Below are 22,021 nucleotides of genomic sequence, written 5' to 3' on the forward strand. Positions count from 1 at the left end.
CCTGTTGAATACAGAAATCATCTTCTTGATGCCGCCTAACTTTTTTTAAAATGTCCTTTACAAAGGGTACGGATTATCATTTAGCTTCTTTTTTTATATGTTAACGATATACCCCTACCCTTTTCTCCAATAAATCTTGCAGGCAATCTTCATGCTGTTTACAAAATAACGGTGGCATGTCGTCTAACGGGAAAAACTTCAAATCCAACGTTTCATCACCATCTACTTTTTTGTCGCCTCCAACTATTGAGCATGAAAAACACATCACAATTGACTGCGCCTTGTCTCCATTTGGATATGATTGAAAATATTTTGTATACACTCCAATAAGTTCATTTATTTCTACATCATACCCGGTTTCTTCTTTTATTTCTCGAATTGCAGTTTCCGCAGCCGATTCTCCTATCTCCATTGCCCCCCCTGGAAAGCCCCAAGCGTTAAAGTCGCCTCTTTTTTGCAGTAATACTTCTCCTTCTTTATTAAATACAAAACCACCGGCAAAGTTTAAGAAAACATAATCATGCCCTACTTTTTCGCGTAATTCTTTTATATAATTGGCCATTCTCTTTCCCCTTTTCATACTTCTTTTATCGCTATTCCTTATCTTTTTCAAGCAATTCAATAATTCGATCTAGCTTCTGATTCATATGCATCACTTGTTGTTTTTTTGCAGCACTGCTTTGCAATACTCTTTTAATGAACAAAGTAAATGATAGGAAAAACAAAACGATAAGTCCGATTACTAAACAAGTATATATCAATGTAAAAATATCACTCTCGAACAAATTCATTTAGATTCCACATCCTTCCTCCTTTCATTTTATCATATAATTCTGATTTTTGTAGTAATACATAAGGAAAAGAGCATCCTTTACAGATGCTCTCTTTCACCGATTAATACGTAAATGTAATTGTCACTAATGAATAATCTGCCATCGCACTATAAGGTGCTACTTGATAAGACACACGCTTTGCACCTTTTGGCCAATTTATTTCATTTAATACTTTCTTTATACCTTGCATCGTCCCATCCATAGACTGCTTATATCGTACTTCTACCTTTTCTGGCTTAGAAGCAAATTGTTGCTGTAATTTCTTCTTAAACTCACTATAATTCTCTGCTCCGTATTGTGTAGACATATATTTTAAATTTGTTTCTTTTAACATTTGTTCATACGCCGCAGTCTTTGAACTACCCACTTTTATTTTGTTTGTTAATTCATTAAAGTAGCTTGTAGATGCTGCAGGATATTTGCTACGATCCCATTCGTGATCTTTACTTAACTGCTCGTCAGACATATTAAAATATGAATATGTTACACGTCCAGCTTTATCTGGCACTGGATCATCGAATGTAGTATCAAGGTGGTACCATTTGTTTTCAATGTTCACTAAATTCCATGCGTGAGCTTGTCCATTTCCTGTACCTGTTACAATATGGTTTTGGATACCTGCTTCTTTTAGTAATTCATATGTTAATAACGTATATCCTTGGCAAACAGCAGAGCGATTCGCTAACGCTTCATATGCTGTATATGCTTGATACGACGTGTCATACGATACATATTTTACAACGTAATCATGAATAGCTTTTACTTTCTCATGATCATCCATCCCTGTTTTTACAATCGAGCCGATAATCGCTTTTGCCTGAGATTTTACATATTGTGTTTGCTCCTTCGATTCACGGTACTTCACTTGCAGTGTAAACGTATAGTTTCCTGGTAACCCTTTAATGGAATATCTAGTAGACGCTACATTATATTTTATATACTCATCTGCATCTACAACTTTATTAAACTCGCCGTACAATTGGTCCATCACATTTCTAGCATTTCTATCTTTTGTTTTATATGTGATTGTAATATTTTCTTCTCGATTATCAACCTGTTTTTTTAATTCTTTTTTGAAATCATTTAACAACTTTGTATCTGATTGCGATGTCGCTACAGTTTGATTTGTAGCTGCATAAGATACAGATGACGCGTGTAAGCCCCCCATTACTATAGTTGAACAAAGTGCGGCAGCTGTCACATACTTACTTGTCTTTCCCATCATGTCACTCCTTACATTCTATAACTATACGAAAAAGTATCGTATAGTTTCAGAGTATACAATACTTTTTCGTATAGGTCATATGAGATTATGCATATTTAACATTGTAAAAGGGTTGTTCTTTTTACAAGAACAACCCTTTTCATTAACAAGTTTGTAATACACAACATGCATTTTCAAAACGTCGATTTTTCAAGTCTTCATTTCCTATACAGAAATAAAGCATCCCTAAATCTCCCCACATCATATTACAATTTTTAGTATCTGAATCAATTTGGAATAAAAGCGTCATTTGCTGCGGGTCTATTTCCATATACTGTCCAGTTTCGTACAATACCTCATCTTGTACAGAAAATGGCTCACCAAATATTTGATGGTTATCGTAGTTATCTGGGATTAGTTCTTCAAGTAATTGTAAGAAACGATCTGAATCATTCTCATCTTCAATGAAAAGCTCTGGCAATTTATATGTCAGTTCAAAAGTAGTTGCACACTGGTTATAATTCGTTTGCAATTCATCCGCTCTCCGTAATTGCTCAACAGGAACATCATAATAAAGTACACGTCCCGCTTCGGTTGGATTCACATCTGCTTCAAAGTAATTTTCAACGCTAAAAAAATATAACATCCCTGTCTTAGGAAGATTATGATCCATACCAACATTTTGTAAATCCTTTAAATTAAATTGTGCAATAAACTGTAACGTATTTCCTTTATGCGTTGGATATTCAAATGTAAATGGCAAGTCAGGAACCCCTCCCATTTTCGAACTACCTATCGCTACTGTTTCCTCCTGCTTTGGCACAACTTTTATACAAGGAAATACAGTATTCATAAGTTCCTCTTTTAAATGCGTCAGCCCATATTTATCAATTAATACTTCAATTTGTTTATTCATACATTCTCCTTATATTTACATACTTATTTGTATCATCGCACAAAAATTATACTCCATTCTTTATAAAAACAACAAGCCTCCCAAAAAACGGGCTCTTCCTTCATACGCGAACAAGTTTAAAAAAGCATAGTATACATTGTTCCTACAAACACGATAGTTCATTATTTCTTCCAGTACATTTTCCCCTCGTTCATTTTTATTTTTAATTTAAGGAGGAATTCCACATGGGTTACGGATATAGTTGCGGCGGTTACGGTTACGGCGGTGGATGTGGTTATGGAGGCTTCGCTTTATTAATCGTTTTATTTATCCTTCTAATCATCATCGGAGCTAGCTGTTGGGGCGGCTTTGTAGGCTGCTAGTAAATTTAAAAACTATTGTAAAAAAGCACGTATAATACGTGCTTTTTTGCCATTTTCAAATATTTTATGTGAAAGGAAGTATGACTTTATGAAGATTGATGGTGTTTTTGAAGGAGGCGGTGTACGCGGAATTGCGCATGTAGGGGCAATTTGCGCGTTAGCTGAAAAAGGCTATGAATGGGAACGTGTAGCTGGAACATCAGCTGGTTCGATTATCGCTGCGCTCCTAGCAGCAGGATACTCTTGCTCAGAGCTAAAAACGATTATAACAAATATTGATTATGATAAATTTACGAAGAAAACCTTTATTGACAGAATCCCGTTTATTGGGAAAGGATTAAGCGCATGGACTACTCTTGGTATTTACTCTAATATTTTTATAGAAGAATGGATTGAAGAATTACTTCGAAAAAAAGGAGTTCATTTATTTACAGATTTACCTGATTTAAATAAGCTTAAAATTATCGCTTCTGATATAAGTAATGGTAAAATGGTTATCTTTCCTGATGACTTACCGAACTACGGATTTTTAAATTATCGCTTCTCTATTGCTAAAGCTGTACGAATGAGTAGTACAATCCCCTTCTTTTTTGAACCGGTAAAATGGAGAACCCCAAAATGGAAGCAGCCTTGTTATATGGTTGATGGAGGAATTTTAAGCAATTATCCAATTTGGATTTTCGACTCCCCTACCTCTCCCCGCTGGCCGACTTTTGGGTTTCATTTCGTAAAAGATGAGATTCAAGCTGACCCAGCCCACTACAACGAGCCTATCTCCATGTTCAAAGGACTTTTTAAAACAATGATGCAAGCCCATGATTTACGTCATTTAGACAAGGAATCAAAAGCAAGAACAATTACAATCCCAACAGGATCCATTACTAGTACAAACTTTGAGTTAACAATGGAAGAAAAAGAGTGGCTATACAATTCTGGTTATAACGCCGCAAATAAGTTTTTACAATCGTGGAATTTCAGACAATATATTGATAACTATAGAAACGGAAATCAGGATCGAAAATCAAATCGTTATTTCCGTCAACTTGACTCATAATATTATTATCTTTTATACGAGAACACGTAACGCTTTCAAAAAATAAGCCTAGTAATATAATATATTACTAAGCTTATTTACTTTCTGTATCATTATTATACGTTGTTTAAGGATAAGTTAACCCTTCTGCTTCCTCTGCAGTAATAACGGTGTATCGATTTCCCTTTCGTAATCCTAACAATTCTGCTTTTTCAATTGCTTCCTGCTTCGTCTCCGCATAAGCAGCTAAATATTTTTCTCCATTGATAATTTGGCAAATTACATATTGTTTCATTACTTTCTCCTCTTACTTTTTCATTAGTTGTGCAAGTTTTTTTATACCTATTTCAATTTCTTCTAATGTTGCGTATGAATATGGATACAAATTTTCATTTCTTCTATACAATATACACTATCATAATAAATTTAAATAGGAGGAAATATGATGAGTGAAGCAATTATTCATGGGATCATTCTTGCATTTGGTCTTATCATTCCATTAGGTGTTCAAAATGTTTTCGTCTTTAACCAAGGTGCGAGCCAACCAAATATTTGGAGGGCAGCCCCTGTCGTATTAACTGCCTCTATATGTGATACGTTACTCATATTGATAGCGGTACAAGGTGTTTCCCTTGTACTCCTTACTTTTTCTTGGCTAACTAACTCGTTATATATAATTGGATTTTTCTTTCTCCTATACATGGGCTTTGTTATTTGGAGAAGTAACCCTTCCAACGATGTAAAACAAGAAAAAAGTATGCCAGTAAAAAAACAAATACTTTTCGCTGCATCGGTTTCATTATTAAATCCACATGCAATTTTAGATACAATCGGTGTAATTGGAACAAATTCGATTCAATACATAGGAAATGAAAAATGGGCTTTCACACTTGCAACTATTATCGTTTCTTGGATTTGGTTTATAAGCTTAGCTTTAGCGGGGAAATTTCTAAAAAGGCTAGACTCAACCGGAAAGACAATCGTATTATTAAATAAATTTTCTGGTCTCATCATATGGAGTGTCGCACTTTATATGTTAAAACAAGTTATTTATTCCTAATGAACGAAAGAGAATTGCATGTTACTGAAAACATCATGCAATTCTCTTACAAATTATGAAGTAGTTTCTGGTTTCTTTTTTACGTTCTTTGCATCTTTTGCTGGTTTAATCCAAATGATTGCTATAGCAGCACCAATCCCAGCGAGAATACTTGTTACATAAAACACTTCATGGTCAGCACCTTTCATGAAAAAAGAGTATAGAGGTGGTCCAGCTGCTACACCGATAAATCGCATAGAACTATAAAATGACGTAACCGTCCCCCTTTGCTCCTTTTCAATTCCTTGTGTAATGAGAGCATCTAAACATGGGAGTGCCATACCAATTCCTACCCCCATAATAACGAGACAAAGGAGTAGTAAATAAATTCCTTTTATAAATAAAGGAATGATGACTGATGCAGCAGCCATTAAAAAACCAATGTAAATACACTTCTTCATCACATTTTGGTTATCTCCAATTTTTTTGCCAGCCATATATGAACTAAGTGACAGTACAAGTAACGGGATTGCAAGTACACACCCTTTCCAAATACCATGAATGTCATACTTTGATTCCAATATAGTTGACAAATAAAAGAGAATTCCGAATAAAATAAGCATAATAATTGCACCTAATGCAAAAATGGCAATTAACCATCTTCCTTTTTCTCGAAACGTAGCAAGAATTGATTTTATAAACTCTTTAAGCGGTGGTACTTCTCCTTCTTGTTTCTTTGCCTTTACTAGAACAAGTAATAAAACAATTGATACTACGCATAAAACTGGAATCGCCCAAAACGGCAAGAACCATACAATGGCAGCCAGAGCAGACCCTAAAATAGGGCTCAACACTTTCCCAAATGTATTGGATGTTTCGATGATTCCTAAACCTGTACTAACTTGTTTTTCATCTTTGTATAAATCACCAACACACGGTATAACAACTGGCATTGCACCAGCAGCACCAATACCTTGAATCGCTCTACCGATCAATATCCAAGTGTAGGGATTATCAACTTTCCAAGATACCCAACCAGTTATCGCTCCTCCTATAGCCGCAATCAGCAAACTCGGAACCATTACCATCTTTCGTCCCCATCTATCTGATAAATAACCAGCAATCGGTATAAGTAGAATGGCTACGATAGAATAAATGGTAATAATCATGGATACTTGAAACGATGAAATATGTAATTTCTTTTCAATAGTCGGCAGAATTGGAATGAGCATTGAATTCCCTAATGTCATAACAAGTGGAACTGATGCAAGCGCAATCAAACAACAGTTTTCTTTTTTTAACATGTTGGCTTCGAAACCTTTCATCATATATTTCTTACCATATAATAGCCCTGCTGGAACGTAACTTTTCATTCCACCAGGGCTATTACATTTTTACTACTTCCCATTCACAACAAAAGAAATTGGGGAAAATATAGTATTATTCCTATTCTTTGAATCCAGTTCACAATATATCCATACCAATTAATTGAAAAAAAAAGAAAGGAAGAATCCTTCCTTTCTCCTATAACCTTCTACAATTAGCGAGTATATCCGCCACCAAGTTGTTGTTCTGCCATCGCTACAAGGCGTTTTGTAATTTCACCGCCTACAGAACCGTTTGCACGTGAAGAAGTATCAGCGCCAAGTTGTACACCAAACTCTTGTGCAATTTCATATTTCATTTGATCTAAAGCCGCTTGTGCTCCATGTGATGCTAATTGATTAGAATTACGATTTCTAGCCATTACCAATCACCTCCTTATTTATATATAAATTGTGTTAAATTTTAATTTAAATACATGGTAATTTTTGGTTATTTATATTTTAAAAAAAGAGTCTCTACAATGAGAGACTCTTACATCATTTTATACTAAGAAGATACTACTTCTAAATTTCTATTTGTTAGTACTTTCATTTCTTCTTTTCATATATCTTTCGCATTATGTCCAAACCATTCGAGTGAAACAAAAAAGGTATACTTTAATTGGTATACCTCTTTCAAACATACACTTTACATAATAATATTATTAATATCTTTCCAACAATACGCTGTCTCTTCCACCTGTAATCTTTCTAAAAATTTTGTATCAATTTTTTCTGGATTAAACTTTTCATACAACGTTTTAGAAGGGTTATTCGTAACAACCCATACTAAAAGTGATTGCATATTATTGTTTGTACATTCAGATAGTAAAGCTTGAAATAACTTTTGTCCTATTTTCATGCCTTGATACTCTTGTAAAAGGTAAATCGCATATAATTCTCCATCACAATTATATGTACCAGTTCTTTCTGCTCCTCCATCGATGAATCCAACTATTTCTCCATTTAACGTCTCTGCTACAAATCTAAATTGATGGTTACTTTCTTTTTGAAAAATGTTTTCCCATTGTTTTTCCCGTTTCTCATATGTTATATTTTCTAAAATCTCGTTAGGGAATATGCCTTGATATGTCGTTTTCCAACTATCAGCGTGGACCTTTGCTATACCTGGTATATCATCTTTTATCGCTCTTCTAATATGTATTTCCATCATTTCTCCCCCTCGTTTACTCATCATTATATCAATTTACTTCCTTAAAAATCCAAACAAAAAAGAGTGAATTCACTTCACTCTTTTTTGTTACAATTATCTACTTTCCACTTCAACTGAAACAACACGATCTATCTCTTTTAGTGAGCTATATAACTCAGTTGTATATAAATCTTCTGGAGCTAAAATAACCATCTCCAATTGCTGAAATGCTCCACTATCTATATCTTTAATCTTCACGCGTTTTACATGCATTCCTAAATTTTTAATCTGCTTAAATATACCATCTAACTCATGATGCTCTTTTACAGTAATTTTAATAGACAAGTCCTTTTGTCTTAATGAATACGGTCCTGCAATTTTCACAAGTTGCGGAAGTACATTAATTGCTAAAATAATTAAAATCATAGCAACCGTCGCTTGTAAATAAAATCCTGCTCCAATCGCAATACCTAAAGCTGAAGCAGCCCACACCATAGAGGCGGTCGTTAATCCAGAAATAACGTCATTACTTCTTCGTAAAATAACACCTGCTCCAAGAAAACCAATTCCACTCACAATTTGAGCAGCTAAACGCATGGGATCCATATTTGTATGCCCTGGAACAGAATATACATGTACAGATTCAATTGAAACCATCGTAATTAAACAACTTGCTACAGAAATAACCATACTTGTTTTCACACCAAGTGGTTTATTCTTTAGCTGCCTATCTATCCCGATGAATAATCCTAAAAAGAGTGCTAAACCTAATTTGAGTAAAAATTCATATGACATATTTCCAGTCTCCTTACTTTACAATGTTTCCCTTGGAATAATTCACTATAACTCTTTTATGATATCAATTCCAGTCTTTTCTATCCATTTAACGTAAAAAACCGAAAAAACATTTGTGACGATGTTTCTCCGGCTTTTTATTACGCTTAAAACTCTTCTTTATTTCTTATCTTTAATCTTAATCTCTGCATCTTTGTAGAATGCTAATTTACTGTCATTATACTCTTTTGTAAAATTGTTAAATTGCTCTTTTGATTTTTGTGCTTCCATAGTTAATTCATTAACAGCCTTAACTTTTTCACCAATCTCTTTTAATTTCGTTTCTTTTACTTTTAATTTTTCATACAATTCTTTTTCGGTCGCTAACGCCTTCGTATAATTTTCATTCATCTTTTGGAATGCATCATAACGATTTTTATACGACTCTTCTACTGCTTTCGCTTGTTTTTGTAACTTTTTATCTTCAAGCTTCTCTATATTTCCTTGAACAGATTTCGTTTCTTTCTGAGCTTTTTCTAGCATTTCTTTCTCATTTTTCAAAGCTTTTTCACGATTATCTACATTGGCAGTAGCCTGCTCTATTTTCTTCATAACAGCGTCATTATGATCTTTACCTTCTTGTAAAATTTGAGAATATAGTTCTTGGCCTTCCTTCTCTAACTTCTCTAATTTTTTCGCTTCATCAACTAATGATTTCTCTTGTGTCGCCGCTGTTTCAAAAGCTGTATATAGGTTTTCTTCTGGTTTTTCACCGAAACAACCTGTTAATAGTCCTACTGATAGTGCTCCAACTACTGCTACTTTTCCATACTTCAACGTTCATTCCTCCATTACATACGGTTATCATGCCAGAAATTCACTGGGAAGTGACTCTCTTCATGATAAGCTTCAAACTCATAACCCTTTTCTTTTAACCCTTTTAAAATTGCTGGCACAGCAGCAACTGATTGCGGATGAATATCATGCATTAAAATGACTTCTTGTGGTTTTGTTGCATTTGTTAATACATTTTGAGCAATTTGTGCTGCAGCTGCATCAACTTGCATTTTATTATATTTCCAATCTAATGAATCAATTGTCCAATCCCACACTTTAAAGCCGCCCTCTACCACTTTATTTCGAAGACTTTCATTTAATCCAGGCATTGAACCGTATGGTGGACGTGTTAATTTAGGTGATTTCCCAATAATATTGGCGATTAAGCTTTGATCTTCTTTCATCTCATTTACATACTCGCCATTTTTATATAACTTTGCAAAATTATGCGTCATACTATGCATTCCTACATAATGACCTTCTGCATTTTCTCGTTTCACTAAATCTGGAAACTCTTTTACATTCGCTCCAATTAAAAAGAATGTCGCCTTCGCATCATGTTGTTTTAACGTATTTAATAATTCAGCCGTATATTTCCCCGGGCCATCATCAAATGTAAGATAAGCAACTTTTCTTTCCTTGCCATTAAAACGACTTGGTGCCGTTTTATTCATTTCTACTTTCGGTTGTTCACTTGCGAGTTGTACTACATTTTCTTGTTTTGCAACAGCCTTTGCTGGTGAAGTAATGGATTGAAACATGAAATACCCAATAGCTACTGCTGCAATCGCTATTAAAACGAATACTACTCGTTTAATTTTAAAAGCTTTTTCCATTCTATCGAATTCCTCTCCCTATTAATCTTATATATAAATAACCCAATATAATTATACATCTATTTATTTTATTACACTATATAAACAGACCTATATATGTATTATAATGGGAGTTTTATCAAAATGGTCGTTCCTATTCCTTCTTTACTTATAATATTTATTGTACCTCCATGAAGCTCCACCATTTTTTTAACGATGGCTAAACCAAGACCCGCACCTGTAGCATAATTATTAATCTGGTAAAATGACTGTTCTATATACAGTAAATGCTCTTTAGCAATTCCAATCCCTTCGTCTTTCACCTTTATCACTGGTTGTCCTTTATTTTTAGTCACCTCAATATATACTTTACCATTTTTATGTGAATATTTAATGGCATTTTAAACAATATTCAAGAAAATTTGCTTTAGTCTATTTCGATCTCCTATCAATTCGATTCTTTCTATAGTTTTGATGAATTGCATTTGCTTCTCTTCAGCATTAGGAGTTAATTGCCAAATCTTCTCCTCTAGTATATCGTATAATTGCACCTTTTGTTTATATAAATTGAAATGATTTAAGTATAAAAAATCGTTACAGAAAAGTTACAAATCCATCTCGATAAAAAAAGATTGGCAAAGGCCAATCTTTTTTTATTATTCATTTCGAACTGGCTTTGGTGTTACACCTAAATGTTCATTTAATTTTTTCGAAATATCTTTCACATTTTTTTCATTTGGAATGTAATAATAAATGCCTCCGATACGTTTATCCGTACCTTCCACTTGCATTTTTTCCATTTCCAAATTAGATCCTGCCATATTTTTCGTAATAGCAAGCATATCATCGAAAGTTAAGTTCGTTTTCATATTTTTATCAACCGCATCAAGTAAAGAGCCCATTTTGCTAATAGATTGAACAGACATCGCTTTTTTAGCAATTGCTTCAATTACAAGTTGTTGTCTTTGACCACGCATTGCATCACTGTCAATTTTACGCGTTCTTGCAAGCGCAAGTGCTTGTTCTCCATTTAAATGTTGGTAGCCTTTCTCTAAATGAATCATACCTGCTTGGTCTTTACTATCTTGTTCAGTGAAAGTAACTGGTACATCAATATCAATACCACCAAGTGAATCGACAATTTGTACGAATGATTCAAAGTTAAACTTCACATAATAATCAACAGGAACATTTAAAAATCTTTCCACTGTATCGCGTGTACTTTCAACACCACCAAATACGTGTGCATGTGTAATTTTATCTAATTTCTTTCTAGATGGAATATATACACGTGAATCACGCGGAATACTTACTAATTTAACTGATTTATCATCTTTATTAATTGTTGCTAATAAAAGTGCATCTGTTCGAACAGCTTCTCCGTATTGGCTTTTTCTCATTTCACTACCATCAACACCCATAATTAGAATTGAAATGTTATCCTTTAAAGGTTCAACTTCTTTATCACGCTTCGATGATTTATCAATTTGTGCATATGCATCACTTACTACTGCTTTTGCTTTATTATATATTAACGATCCATATCCTACTCCACCAAAAATAAGTAAGAACAATGGAATTATAATGAACCATTTTATTGATTTTCTTTTAGAACGTTTTTTACTGCTTCTCGTATTCTGTTCTAATTCAGAGCTCATATCCATTCGCCTCTCTTTCTCTTTCCCAATTATAATGCAAGTCTATTAACCTTCATATTGAATTTCCTTTCAATTACCTTACAATTTTGTAAGGTTACTGCGCAAATCCAATATGTACTCCATTTCACATTATACTCTCGTGCTTATTTTTGGCAAGTCACTATTTATATAAAATTATTTTAAATTCATATATTATAATTTTATTAGTTTGGTGTATACATAGTTTGCTTTCCATTATTAATAATGAAAGCTGATTTTGCTTTTATTTTCGTCTTTTGTATTTCTATCTCTTCATTTGAGAAATTCACAATAATTTCAATATTTTTTCCATACGAAGCTGATTGTACTAACTTATCTTCTGACAAATATGCAAAGTTCGTCATTTCTTCTTTTACTGCCTTTTCATGAACTTCATTCCAAACTTTCAGGTGCTGCGTAATTTCTTGTTTATGCTTATTCCACTCTACTTTATCTAAATGGTACAACGGAGGAACGTTATACAATAATTCGTATAACATACGGTTTCTAACCTCATCTTTTACTTTCAAGCTTCCCCATTCCCAGTGGTGCGTTGTAATTACAGAATCATTGTATACTAATTTATATAATGGTACTGAATATGCAGGATTTAAATATACTTGTTTATACTCTTCTTTTAACGGTACTTGTTTCGCATATTTTTCTGGAACATTTTGATTCGGTGACCAATATCCACCTACATAATACGGACTTGTTTTATTTTTCCTCATATCTTCATCGTCCCATTTAATTACAGGCGTTTCAATACCATGAGCAAATGCAATCGTACTACTAGCAAAATCATTTCCGCCTTCAGAACCAACGACCATACCCTTTTCTTGCGCAATGTAGTCCATTCGTTTTAAACGTGCTTTTAAATCTTGCTCTTGTGTCGTTATATGTTTCGCTGAATAGTCATCGTAAATTTCACCTGTCGCATCACAATCAATAAACCATGAATTATATTTAGGTCCATTTTGTAATATATCGTTCATTCGTTCTTTTACACTAGGAAGAGATAAAGTTGGATTTAATTTTCGCCCTCTACCTAAAAACCCTTGCACCTTTTCTCCATTTTTCTTCGTTACAGTAGCCTCTTCGTATAATGATGGGTCATTAAAGGATGCTGTGTTCCAATTTTTATCACTTTTTTCGTGAATGGAATGATATGAGTCATACGGACCAACTAAATACCCCATTTCCTTAGCTTCTGTCACGAAATTAGGTTGCATAAATCCTTGTTCCCAGTTTGGCAGACCAATCCACGCTTTTTCTATTCCTGCCTCTTTCATTTCCTTTAGTATGTCCGTTCCATCTGCATTACCCCATTTACTTACCTCTTCAACCGCATCACCAAGTAGCGACTTTAATAAATGCTTATTTAAGCTATACAATTCTGTATTCGTTAAGTGACCTACACCTTTCTTTAATAGCACACTAGCTTCCTGATTAACGTTTTGAAAAATATCATCTTTATAAAATTCTTTCATTGATAACACTTCGTTTATATAACGTAAAATAACATTTTTTTGATACTTATCAATGAAATCTTGTTTACTTACTTGATCTAATACATTCAATTCCCCAGGCTCTGAACTATATTTTTGAATAAGCTCTTTTATATGGCTAAACAAAGGGCTATTTATTTTCTCTCTTAGCTTTGGCCAATTTACATTACTTTCTGATAAGCCATTTTGATTCCAAAAATAAAAATGAGCTGCACCGTAAAGCTTTTCTATCTCTTTATTTTTTCTAGCCTTTTCTTTTAATGTTTTAAATTCACCTTTTCTAGCGATATTGTCTTTATACAGTTTAGCAATACTTACTACATCATTATTTGTCACATATACTTGAAATCCATATGTTTTATTTTTATTTATACGCGGAAATTCATGTATAAAATCAAACCCGATTTTCGGATCCGAATGAAATTTCACCTCATTATTAAACATATTGTTCGCGATATATACAATTGAATATTTCAAACCATTTAATGCGAAAAACTTCATAGAAAATGATTCAGCAAATGAATATGCATCATCCTTTAAAAACTTCTTCCAATTTTCATCATTACTCGAAATTTGCTTCCCTTCCCATAACGGAAGTGTATAATTTTCAGCTTGTACTTTCGGCCAAGTAAAGCTTTCTGCACCAGTCGATTCTACTTCAATATTTAAGTGATCTTTTTTCTTCTCTAGACTCACTTTTACTTTTTGATCTGGATATTCCCAAGATGTACGATCCTTTTCTTTTTTTACATTCAACACCTTCATTTTCGGCAAGGGCTGTGATGCCAGTGCCTTTACGCCATCATGTTCTACAATTAACGTGAAAGTCTCTGGATTGACATCATAAGTAAATTCTTTATACGTTGCTTTCTTTATTTTAGACTCTTGAACAGTATTGCTACCTTTTACATCACACCCGACTAAAGTCGAAAATGACATCGTTGTAAGAAGACATATTGCTATCATTTTTTTCATCTTCTGCACCTCCACCACTGAATATACAGAGGCTTTGTTACAGGAATGTGGCAAAAAAATAGAACCAGCATAATGCTAGCTCTATTTTTGGGATTAAAAATAAATATATATGGGCAACTATAATCTGCTTAATATATATATTACAATAACCGTGTTTTTTCATCCTCACTAATTATAAAAGCAAATCATTCAAAGCTTTAACATGCATTTCTTAACTAAAAAAATAAGTGTATATAATATACGCTAAAACTAGCACTAAAATTACTATCGCTGTACCTTTCCAATTCATACCACCCGCCATATCAACTGGACTACCCGTTTCAGCTCTGTTGAGCCCATCATGTAAAGAACCGGTAGAATTGTTTTTCAATTCACTTTGCCTTATACGTTCTCTTTTTTCTTCCGGTAACTCTTTCTTCATATGATCCGTTCACCTCCAAGTTAATATACTCTTTACTAAATTATACATTCATATTTTTCTTTTATATGCAAACATATTTACAACATAAAGAAAGCTAGCGATACTAGCTTTCTTTATAATCCAATATGTTCTTCTTTATTTACAGTAATCCCTCTATGATCAATTTCTAGCTCACACACTTTCATAGACGTAAATACTCTCGCTAATTGCTCAGCAATTTCTTGACGTTTCTCATACGGCGTTAATATAAAAATAGATGGTCCTGCACCGCTAAGCGCTGTACCGTATGAACCGAATTCTTTTGCACATTTACGAATAGATGGTAATAACGGGACAAGCTCTAAACGATACGGCTCGTGAAAATGATCCCTTTCCATCATTTCGCCTACAACTTTCCATTTCTTTTGACATAAAGCAGCTACTAATACATTACTTATTGCACTAGCCTTAACAGCTTCATGAAACGGGAATACATCTGGTAATACAGATCGACTTTCATCTGTATTTAGCTCTTCATTTGGAATAAGAGAAATAACACCTAATTCCTTACTTTCAATTCTTACAACCGAAACATTCTTCCCATCAAGTGCTCCGATTACAGTTCCTCCTAATATAGAAGCAGCAACATTATCAGGATGACCTTCAAAATTTGTAGCAATTTGAACTCTTTGCTCAGTCGTTAAGTTCAATTTTCCGAGTTGATTCGCAAGCTCTATCCCAGCTACAATTGCTGATGCACTACTTCCTAGACCTCTTGTTAGCGGAATGTTACTAGTAACTTCTATTATATAGGGTGATAAAGAAGGACATACTTTACATGCCGTGCTAACAATTAAATTTTTATCGTCTGTCGGAATTGAATCTTCAAAGGAATGGATTACTTGCCATTTATCAGCTTTTTCTTTAACTACTACATGTAAATATAATGACAAAGCTATTCCTACTGAATCGAATCCAGGTCCAACATTCGCTGTACTAGCAGGAACACGAATACTTAATGGTATCACGACATAATCACCCCTTTAATATGCTCTTTAATTTGTTCTATATTATTTGAAACACTTGCAATATCTAATGCATTAGAAGAGATTGCGATATCAGGATCTTTCAAGCCGTTTCCAGTTAAAACTGCAACAACTGTTTCTCCTTTTTTGATTTTTCCAGATTGAACATGTTTCATTACGCCAGCTAATGAAGCATTTGATCCTGGCTCAGCGAAAACCCCTTCCGATTTTGCTAATAATCTATACGCATGTAAAATTTCTTCATCTGATACCATATCTATTTCACCGTGAGATTGCTCAGCAGCCTCTACTGCATATGACCAACTTGCTGGGTTACCGATGCGAATCGCTGTTGCAATTGTTTCTGGCTCGTCAATTACATGCCCTTTTACAATAGCAGCTGCTCCTTCCGCTTCAAATCCATGAATTCTTGGCTTCTTATATCCTTTTTCTTTCTCATATTCACAGAAACCCTTCCAGTACGCTGTAATATTCCCAGCATTCCCAACAGGAATCGCTAAAACATCTGGTGCACTTTGCAATTGGTCACAAATTTCAAATGCTGCTGTTTTTTGCCCTTCAATTCGATAAGGATTTACCGAGTTAACTAATGTGATTGGCTCTTCTGCAGCAATATTTCTTACAGCCTTTAGTGCATCATCAAAATTTCCTTCTATTGAAATAATTTCAGCACCATAGGCAACTGCTTGCGCTAATTTTCCATGTGCAATTTTCCCTTCTGGGATTACGATAATACATTTCATTCCAAGACGTGCCGCGTATGCTGCGGCCGATGCTGATGTATTACCTGTCGATGCGCAAATAATGGCCTCTGAACCTTCTTCTTTCGCCTTCGCAACTGCCATTACCATACCACGATCTTTAAAAGAACCTGTCGGATTCGCTCCTTCATACTTACCGTATAACTGAATTCCTAATTGTTTTGATATATTTAATAACGGAATAAGGGGTGTATTTCCTTCCATTAAGCTCACATCAGGTGTGTTTTCGTTTACCGGTAAATAAGAAGCATATTGGTTTAATAGTCCTTTATACATATTGTTTTTCCTCCTCAATAATGTAGTAACTGTTTATTTCACTTGCGACATCTTCTATCGCTCCTAAAACTCGTTCGAATTGATACTTTGAAGTTTGATGTGTCACAACAACGACTTCTGCAAGTTCACGATTTAAAGGTAATTGAATCACTTCTTTTAAACTTACAGAATAATTAACGAAACATTCTGTTATTTTTTGCAACATCCCAGGTTCATCTCGTAATGAGATACGTAAGAAATATTTCGAAACGACTTCTTCATCCCCTTGTAATTCATACGGTTCCGGTTCTTTTAACGTACTTTTATTTTTCTGAACTTGATTCATATTTTTAACGATTGAAATAATATCACTTACTACAGCAGAACCAGTCGGTAACTTCCCAGCTCCAGGTCCGTAAAACATTACTTCTCCTACCGCTTGCCCGTGAACATATACTGCATTAAATTCATTATTTACATTCGATAATGGATGATGACTAGGTAAAAGAGTCGGTTCTACACTTAAATGAATGGCTGATCCTTGTTTCTCTGCTTTACCAATTAATTTCATTGTAAACCCTAACTTTTCAGCCATTTGTAAATCTTCTTTTTCGACCTTTCGAATCCCTCTTACTTGCACATCATCTAAAGAAACATTCATCGAAAAACCTAAGTTTGCAAGAATCGCTACCTTTCTCGCCGCATCTAGCCCATCTACATCCGCTGTCGGATCTGATTCTGCGAAACCTAATTTTTGTGCTTCCTGTAAAGCCTCTTCATACGACCATCCATTTTGACTCATCTTTGTTAACATGTAATTTGTTGTACCATTTACAATCCCCATTATTTTTTCAATTTGATCTGATGCTAATCCGTCTGTTAACCCTCTTAACACCGGAATACCGCCCGCTACACTTGCCTCATAACATAAATCACAATCATTATCGTTCGCCAGTTGGAGAAGTTCTACACCGTATACAGCCATTAAATCTTTATTTGCTGTTACGACATGTTTCTTATTTCGTAAAGCTTTAACAATATGCTGCTTCGCTTCTTCAATTCCGCCCATTACCTCTACTACAATATCAATATTTGAATCATTTAGAACTTCATCAACATGACTTGTTACTACGATTCCATCAATACAAACATCACGTTCTTTTTCTAAATCACGTACAGCGACTGTCTTCACTTTCACTTCATACCCTGTATCAAGTGCAATTTTTTTATAATGTTCTTTCAAAATATGGACAACACCACTTCCGACCGTACCTAATCCTAACACCCCTACATTAACAACATTATTCATCTTCTAATCTCCTCCTACAATTTTATTTTTTATCTTTATCAATCACCTTACTCTGCTTTTCAATCATGCAGGTGGTGGTTATTTCCGTACGTACAAATCGTTTCATGTTACAGCACCTCCTTTCAAAGTAATAAAAAAACACACTCATCCCTAGGAAAGGGACGAATGTGTTTTCGTGGTTCCACCCTTGTTCCAACCTAGACGTATTTCTCTCTAGATTGCTCAAGTTCAGATAACGGCTGATTCCGTCAATAATTACTAGATTACTCGTTCACTATTGAAGTTCAAAGGTGGTAAAATCATTTCTCGTGTTAGGAAGCTCACACCCTTGACTTCCCTCTCTGTAAACCGTAAAAATGATTCCGTGTCCTTATCGTTACTTTTCGTTCATGTTTATTTGTTAACTCATTATACTCGCATAAAAAACAAAATCAATACTATTTTTTAATTATTTTTAATTTTCAATCTCTAAAACTATAAAAAAACACACTCATCCCTAGGAAAGGGACGAATGTGTTTTCGTGGTTCCACCCTTGTTCCAATCCAGACATATTTCCTCCTAGATTGCTCAAGTTCAGATAACGGCTGATTCCGTCAATAATTACTAGATTACTCGTTCACTATTGAAGTTCAAAGGTGGTAAAATCATTTCTCGTGTTAGGAAGCTCACACCCTTGACTTCCCTCTCTGTAAACCGTAAAAATGATTCCGTGTCCTTATCGTTACTTTTTTCGTTCATGTCTATTTGTTAACTTATTATAGTTATCAACTTTTTAAAAAGCAAGCCTATTTTTGTTCATTATTTTTAAAAATACGAATCATTTTATTTTAAAATAACAAATCATCTAATATAGATTTCTACTCTTGCACATGTATTCATCACTTATAAACTAACAAGATTGATATTAAATTCTCATTCTAAAACGTTTAGAGTTTCACACCTCAACACTATATTTAAAAAGTAATTTTCTTAATACAATCTTTCCCTATAACTTTCTTCTAAAGAACGTGCAACATCCTCTTCTGAAGTATTCACTTTCGCATGCTCCAACAACATTTTTGCTGCTGAAGGTAACTCTTTTTTATTTAACCAAGATTCCGGATCCCACATTTTTGAACGAATAAAAGCTTTTGCACAATGAATATAGCATTCCTCTACCTCAACCACAATTCCAAGTAACGGATTGCGTCCATTTGCCTGCATTTCTTGCAAAATTTCTTCGTCGTTTGTTATATACGCTCGGCCATTTATTCTGAGTGTCTCCCCAAGGCCTGGGATAAAAAAGATTAATCCTACACGTGGATTGGAAATAATATTCAAAATGGAGTCTATACGGCGGTTGCCTGGTCTTTCTGGAATGATAATTTTATTATGGTTTAATACGTAAACAAATCCAGGTGCATCTCCTCTCGGTGAAGCATCACACTCTCCTAATTTATTTGCTGTAGATAATACTAGAAAAGGAGATTTAGACAGAAAATCTACGCAATGGTGGTCTAATGATGAAATAACCTTTTTCAAAGCTCGCTCACTTGGTTCCCCTAATATTTTCCGTAATTCTACCTCAGTTGAAATAATCGATTTTATTTCCGTCCTCTCTATACCCACTTATACCCTCTCCTTTTTTTCTTTATTTTCCCAAAATTCATTACAAATATTGTATAATAAAATTTGCAGAAAGGGGAATTAAAATGACAGAGTGGTTAACGATATTTGATTCTGAAAGAAATACACTTGGGAAGAAATTACGTGATGAAGTGCACCGTGACGGTGATTGGCACGAAACATTTCATTGTTGGTTTGTAGAAAAAGATGATGAAGATATGTTCTTATATTTCCAATTACGCTCTAAAAATAAAAAAGAAGCCCCATGTATATGGGATATTACTTCAGCTGGACATATTATGCATGATGAAGATGTACAAATTGGTGGCCTTCGTGAAATTAAGGAAGAATTAGGGCTTTCCTTTCAAACTACTGATCTAGCATATACAGGAATCTTTACAATAGATTATGAAATTTCAAATCTTACGGATCGCGAGTTTTGCCATATGTATTTTCACAATGTCATCGATCCACTTCCATTCGCACTAGGTGAAGAAGTAGATGATGTGATGAAAGTACATGCAACTTCTTTTCTACAACTATTAAAAAGAGAGATTTCATCTTTTACAGCTACTTCTGTTTTGAGCAATAAACCGCTAACGATAACTTTTGATGATATCTATCCATATGATCTTGCATACTATGAATTTGTTGTTGAACAAGGAAAAGACTTACTAGAAAATAATAGTTTATAAATAAAATAGGACTCCTAGCATTATATTGCATAAAGTCCTATTTTTTCATTATTGTTCAAGCATTTTTAATCTACTCTCTACTCGTATAAATAAACGAATGATTAATAACAGCATAATCACCATAATCGCTATCATTGTATGTGGATATCTAAACAGTATACTAACAACACTTCCAATTAACATCATAATGAATCCGTTTTGCTTCATCACTTCTGCACTATACCTATTACCTACATCCCATAATTCTTTATTTTTCATAGATCGTTTCGTACGATAACCATATGCCGCATTAATATCGGTCGGTGGATTTTTTTGAAGGACAATCGCCGCAAGTATAAATATAATACCTATTAAAATACTCATTCCTATGTTTATTAGTGCATACATCAATTATATTCCCTCCTAACAACCTACAGCTTCATTATACGACAAAATCCTGTTTTTTCCAATTTAACAACACATTCACTTCCGCTCTTTCGATGTTTGGAACATACTTGGCAGCGTTACAAAGCGCGCCCCTTTCGTTTTTAACTGCGGAATCATTTTGTCTAGCGCCTCTACAGATCCTTGCAGGCGTCCACCTGGAGTTGAATGTTGAAGTATGATACTACCAGGGAATGAGTTCCCTAACACATTATTTGTAATCGTATCAGCACTTACACCTTTCCAATCAACTGTATCCACACTCCACTGTACAATCATAAAGTTTTGCTCAGTTGCCCAATGCAATTGATTTTCAAGTATTTCACCATACGGCGGGCGTATAAATTTAGGAGCATAGCCGGCTATACGTTTTAATATTTCTTCCGTTTTTATAATTTGATTACGGTACTCATCCTCATTTACTTTCGCTAAATTAGGATGACTATACGTATGATTACCAATTACATGCCCTTCATTCGCAATACGCTTTACTACATTTGGAAACTTTTCTGCATTTTCACCAAGCAGGAAAAAAGTCGCTTTTACATTATGTTGTTTTAACTTATCTAATATTTTTGGCGTGAATTCTAAATCCGGTCCATCATCAAATGTAAGTGCGACTTCCGCTTTATTGTACGGTCCTGAAAATGCGTACGCATATTTTTCGACCCAAGAAAATGGTGTCCACGATCCACGTTCATCTGCTTTCATTTGTACTTCATAGCTTTGAGGGATATATGTGTATGGCAATGTTCTTATATAATCTCCGTAATAAAATAAGTTATATGGCATATAGGCATACGAAACATCTCGTTCTAGCCCCCATTGATATGGAGCAAACCCTTCTGGTGAATAAAAATAATACATAATAAAAACCTCCCTAAAGTTTCATATGTGATTCATCTGCACTTTGTTAGAGAAATTGTTATTCATAAACAAAAATAAGACTGTCCGTCATTTTTTTATTTAGAATCAAGAGATAAGCGTTTTGTTATATATACCAAGAATAATTATATAATGTGCAACATTATATAGAC

The 22,021-nt window shown here is 34.2% G+C and carries 24 protein-coding genes, 1 pseudogene and 2 other annotated features; of the genes and pseudogenes, 4 read left to right on the forward strand and 21 right to left on the reverse strand.

Features of this window, described 5'->3' with window-relative positions:
• Positions 1–100: 100 nt before the first annotated feature.
• The 4 genes from PDQ33_RS23125 to PDQ33_RS23140 all read right to left on the reverse strand — a co-directional run bounded on the left by PDQ33_RS23125 (position 101) and on the right by PDQ33_RS23140 (position 2,953).
• Positions 101–562 carry an NUDIX hydrolase gene (locus tag PDQ33_RS23125; RefSeq protein ID WP_000035005.1) on the reverse strand — a complete coding sequence of 154 codons (462 nt, stop codon included), beginning with the start codon at positions 560–562 and terminating at the stop codon, positions 101–103.
• 31 nt (positions 563–593) lie between these two features.
• Positions 594–791, reverse strand: a complete 198-nt coding sequence (locus PDQ33_RS23130; protein ID WP_001048092.1) for a DUF4083 domain-containing protein — start codon at positions 789–791, stop codon at positions 594–596.
• Positions 792–894: 103 nt separating this feature from the next.
• Positions 895–2,055, reverse strand: a complete 1,161-nt coding sequence (locus PDQ33_RS23135) for a transglutaminase domain-containing protein (protein ID WP_270756690.1) — start codon at positions 2,053–2,055, stop codon at positions 895–897.
• A gap of 145 nt (positions 2,056–2,200) precedes the next feature.
• The gene (locus PDQ33_RS23140) at positions 2,201–2,953 is read right to left on the reverse strand and encodes a YwqG family protein (protein ID WP_071742501.1); all 753 of its coding nucleotides are present in this window, start codon (positions 2,951–2,953) and stop codon (positions 2,201–2,203) included.
• Positions 2,954–3,177: 224 nt separating this feature from the next.
• Between PDQ33_RS23140 and PDQ33_RS23145 the strand changes: the two genes are divergently transcribed.
• Complete coding sequence (locus PDQ33_RS23145; RefSeq protein ID WP_074540768.1) at positions 3,178–3,315, forward strand: YjcZ family sporulation protein; 138 nt, start codon at positions 3,178–3,180, stop codon at positions 3,313–3,315.
• A gap of 88 nt (positions 3,316–3,403) precedes the next feature.
• Entirely contained in the window at positions 3,404–4,369 is a 966-nt protein-coding gene (locus tag PDQ33_RS23150; RefSeq protein WP_048556914.1) for a patatin-like phospholipase family protein, read from the forward strand.
• A 106-nt stretch (positions 4,370–4,475) separates the two neighbouring features.
• On the opposite strand, the gene PDQ33_RS23155 is transcribed toward PDQ33_RS23150, so the two are convergent.
• Positions 4,476–4,643: a DUF3933 family protein gene (locus tag PDQ33_RS23155; protein ID WP_061130936.1), complete on the reverse strand. Its 168-nt coding sequence runs from the start codon at positions 4,641–4,643 to the stop codon at positions 4,476–4,478.
• Between the two features lie 150 nt (positions 4,644–4,793).
• Between PDQ33_RS23155 and PDQ33_RS23160 the strand changes: the two genes are divergently transcribed.
• A complete protein-coding gene (locus tag PDQ33_RS23160; RefSeq protein WP_061130937.1) occupies positions 4,794–5,408 on the forward strand; it encodes a LysE/ArgO family amino acid transporter in 615 nt (204 codons plus the stop codon).
• A gap of 53 nt (positions 5,409–5,461) precedes the next feature.
• On the opposite strand, the gene PDQ33_RS23165 is transcribed toward PDQ33_RS23160, so the two are convergent.
• The 14 genes and pseudogenes from PDQ33_RS23165 to PDQ33_RS23230 all read right to left on the reverse strand — a co-directional run bounded on the left by PDQ33_RS23165 (position 5,462) and on the right by PDQ33_RS23230 (position 19,869).
• The gene (locus PDQ33_RS23165; RefSeq protein ID WP_061130949.1) at positions 5,462–6,691 is read right to left on the reverse strand and encodes an MFS transporter; all 1,230 of its coding nucleotides are present in this window, start codon (positions 6,689–6,691) and stop codon (positions 5,462–5,464) included.
• A gap of 236 nt (positions 6,692–6,927) precedes the next feature.
• A complete protein-coding gene (locus PDQ33_RS23170; protein WP_000113545.1) occupies positions 6,928–7,134 on the reverse strand; it encodes an alpha/beta-type small acid-soluble spore protein in 207 nt (68 codons plus the stop codon).
• Between the two features lie 266 nt (positions 7,135–7,400).
• Positions 7,401–7,925: a GNAT family N-acetyltransferase gene (locus PDQ33_RS23175; RefSeq protein ID WP_076872624.1), complete on the reverse strand. Its 525-nt coding sequence runs from the start codon at positions 7,923–7,925 to the stop codon at positions 7,401–7,403.
• A 93-nt stretch (positions 7,926–8,018) separates the two neighbouring features.
• Positions 8,019–8,699, reverse strand: coding sequence for an MgtC/SapB family protein (locus PDQ33_RS23180; RefSeq protein WP_000119508.1), 681 nt, complete (start codon positions 8,697–8,699; stop codon positions 8,019–8,021).
• Positions 8,700–8,858: 159 nt separating this feature from the next.
• Positions 8,859–9,515: a YkyA family protein gene (locus PDQ33_RS23185; protein WP_000873557.1), complete on the reverse strand. Its 657-nt coding sequence runs from the start codon at positions 9,513–9,515 to the stop codon at positions 8,859–8,861.
• Positions 9,516–9,529: 14 nt separating this feature from the next.
• Positions 9,530–10,351, reverse strand: a complete 822-nt coding sequence (locus tag PDQ33_RS23190; protein WP_000409387.1) for a peptidoglycan-N-acetylglucosamine deacetylase — start codon at positions 10,349–10,351, stop codon at positions 9,530–9,532.
• 101 nt (positions 10,352–10,452) lie between these two features.
• A pseudogene (locus PDQ33_RS23195) lies at positions 10,453–10,917 on the reverse strand (sensor histidine kinase); the annotation flags it as partial.
• A gap of 69 nt (positions 10,918–10,986) precedes the next feature.
• Positions 10,987–11,988 (reverse strand): LCP family protein, encoded by a 1,002-nt coding sequence (locus tag PDQ33_RS23200; RefSeq protein ID WP_002163688.1) that lies wholly within the window; start codon positions 11,986–11,988, stop codon positions 10,987–10,989.
• Between the two features lie 203 nt (positions 11,989–12,191).
• Positions 12,192–14,489 carry a glycoside hydrolase gene (locus tag PDQ33_RS23205; protein WP_000738160.1) on the reverse strand — a complete coding sequence of 766 codons (2,298 nt, stop codon included), beginning with the start codon at positions 14,487–14,489 and terminating at the stop codon, positions 12,192–12,194.
• A gap of 211 nt (positions 14,490–14,700) precedes the next feature.
• Positions 14,701–14,910, reverse strand: coding sequence for a DUF6366 family protein (locus tag PDQ33_RS23210; RefSeq protein ID WP_000711907.1), 210 nt, complete (start codon positions 14,908–14,910; stop codon positions 14,701–14,703).
• A 113-nt stretch (positions 14,911–15,023) separates the two neighbouring features.
• Entirely contained in the window at positions 15,024–15,917 is an 894-nt protein-coding gene (gene thrB, locus PDQ33_RS23215) for a homoserine kinase (protein WP_061130939.1), read from the reverse strand.
• The gene (gene thrC, locus PDQ33_RS23220; protein ID WP_061130940.1) at positions 15,914–16,972 is read right to left on the reverse strand and encodes a threonine synthase; all 1,059 of its coding nucleotides are present in this window, start codon (positions 16,970–16,972) and stop codon (positions 15,914–15,916) included. The genes thrB and thrC overlap by 4 nt, the downstream gene beginning before the upstream one ends.
• Positions 16,965–18,260 carry a homoserine dehydrogenase gene (locus PDQ33_RS23225; RefSeq protein ID WP_061130941.1) on the reverse strand — a complete coding sequence of 432 codons (1,296 nt, stop codon included), beginning with the start codon at positions 18,258–18,260 and terminating at the stop codon, positions 16,965–16,967. Before PDQ33_RS23225 ends, thrC begins: the two co-directional genes overlap by 8 nt.
• 154 nt (positions 18,261–18,414) lie before the next feature.
• Positions 18,415–18,646: a binding site (T-box leader), on the reverse strand.
• 114 nt (positions 18,647–18,760) lie between these two features.
• Positions 18,761–18,992 (reverse strand) — a binding site (T-box leader).
• Between the two features lie 238 nt (positions 18,993–19,230).
• A complete protein-coding gene (locus tag PDQ33_RS23230; RefSeq protein WP_061130943.1) occupies positions 19,231–19,869 on the reverse strand; it encodes a pyridoxamine 5'-phosphate oxidase family protein in 639 nt (212 codons plus the stop codon).
• Positions 19,870–19,952: 83 nt separating this feature from the next.
• On the opposite strand from PDQ33_RS23230, the gene PDQ33_RS23235 reads away from it, so the two are divergent.
• Positions 19,953–20,561, forward strand: coding sequence for an NUDIX hydrolase (locus PDQ33_RS23235; protein ID WP_061130944.1), 609 nt, complete (start codon positions 19,953–19,955; stop codon positions 20,559–20,561).
• 48 nt (positions 20,562–20,609) lie between these two features.
• Here the strand turns inward: PDQ33_RS23235 and PDQ33_RS23240 are convergent, their stop codons facing one another.
• Both PDQ33_RS23240 and PDQ33_RS23245 read right to left on the reverse strand, forming a co-directional pair.
• Entirely contained in the window at positions 20,610–20,948 is a 339-nt protein-coding gene (locus PDQ33_RS23240; protein ID WP_000271090.1) for an SdpI family protein, read from the reverse strand.
• Between the two features lie 75 nt (positions 20,949–21,023).
• Positions 21,024–21,851 carry a peptidoglycan-N-acetylglucosamine deacetylase gene (locus PDQ33_RS23245; protein ID WP_061130945.1) on the reverse strand — a complete coding sequence of 276 codons (828 nt, stop codon included), beginning with the start codon at positions 21,849–21,851 and terminating at the stop codon, positions 21,024–21,026.
• Between the last annotated feature and the right edge of the window lie 170 nt (positions 21,852–22,021).

It is taken from the genome of Bacillus cereus group sp. Bc031 (assembly GCF_027716265.1).
Classification (GTDB): domain Bacteria; phylum Bacillota; class Bacilli; order Bacillales; family Bacillaceae_G; genus Bacillus_A; species Bacillus_A paranthracis.

Coding starts and splice junctions, on each gene's coding strand:
- PDQ33_RS23180 (WP_000119508.1), bottom strand. CDS start 8,699: ATGTCATATGAATTTTTACTCAAATTAGGTTTAGCACTCTTTTTAGGA.
- PDQ33_RS23240 (WP_000271090.1), bottom strand. CDS start 20,948: ATGTATGCACTAATAAACATAGGAATGAGTATTTTAATAGGTATTATA.
- PDQ33_RS23135 (WP_270756690.1), bottom strand. CDS start 2,055: ATGGGAAAGACAAGTAAGTATGTGACAGCTGCCGCACTTTGTTCAACT.
- PDQ33_RS23150 (WP_048556914.1), top strand. CDS start 3,404: ATGAAGATTGATGGTGTTTTTGAAGGAGGCGGTGTACGCGGAATTGCG.
- PDQ33_RS23165 (WP_061130949.1), bottom strand. CDS start 6,691: ATGTTAAAAAAAGAAAACTGTTGTTTGATTGCGCTTGCATCAGTTCCA.
- PDQ33_RS23235 (WP_061130944.1), top strand. CDS start 19,953: ATGACAGAGTGGTTAACGATATTTGATTCTGAAAGAAATACACTTGGG.
- PDQ33_RS23125 (WP_000035005.1), bottom strand. CDS start 562: ATGGCCAATTATATAAAAGAATTACGCGAAAAAGTAGGGCATGATTAT.
- PDQ33_RS23175 (WP_076872624.1), bottom strand. CDS start 7,925: ATGATGGAAATACATATTAGAAGAGCGATAAAAGATGATATACCAGGT.
- PDQ33_RS23170 (WP_000113545.1), bottom strand. CDS start 7,134: ATGGCTAGAAATCGTAATTCTAATCAATTAGCATCACATGGAGCACAA.
- PDQ33_RS23245 (WP_061130945.1), bottom strand. CDS start 21,851: ATGTATTATTTTTATTCACCAGAAGGGTTTGCTCCATATCAATGGGGG.
- thrC (WP_061130940.1), bottom strand. CDS start 16,972: ATGTATAAAGGACTATTAAACCAATATGCTTCTTATTTACCGGTAAAC.
- PDQ33_RS23190 (WP_000409387.1), bottom strand. CDS start 10,351: ATGGAAAAAGCTTTTAAAATTAAACGAGTAGTATTCGTTTTAATAGCG.
- PDQ33_RS23160 (WP_061130937.1), top strand. CDS start 4,794: ATGAGTGAAGCAATTATTCATGGGATCATTCTTGCATTTGGTCTTATC.
- PDQ33_RS23155 (WP_061130936.1), bottom strand. CDS start 4,643: ATGAAACAATATGTAATTTGCCAAATTATCAATGGAGAAAAATATTTA.
- PDQ33_RS23130 (WP_001048092.1), bottom strand. CDS start 791: ATGAATTTGTTCGAGAGTGATATTTTTACATTGATATATACTTGTTTA.
- PDQ33_RS23145 (WP_074540768.1), top strand. CDS start 3,178: ATGGGTTACGGATATAGTTGCGGCGGTTACGGTTACGGCGGTGGATGT.
- PDQ33_RS23210 (WP_000711907.1), bottom strand. CDS start 14,910: ATGAAGAAAGAGTTACCGGAAGAAAAAAGAGAACGTATAAGGCAAAGT.
- PDQ33_RS23140 (WP_071742501.1), bottom strand. CDS start 2,953: ATGAATAAACAAATTGAAGTATTAATTGATAAATATGGGCTGACGCAT.
- PDQ33_RS23200 (WP_002163688.1), bottom strand. CDS start 11,988: ATGAGCTCTGAATTAGAACAGAATACGAGAAGCAGTAAAAAACGTTCT.
- PDQ33_RS23205 (WP_000738160.1), bottom strand. CDS start 14,489: ATGAAAAAAATGATAGCAATATGTCTTCTTACAACGATGTCATTTTCG.
- PDQ33_RS23225 (WP_061130941.1), bottom strand. CDS start 18,260: ATGAATAATGTTGTTAATGTAGGGGTGTTAGGATTAGGTACGGTCGGA.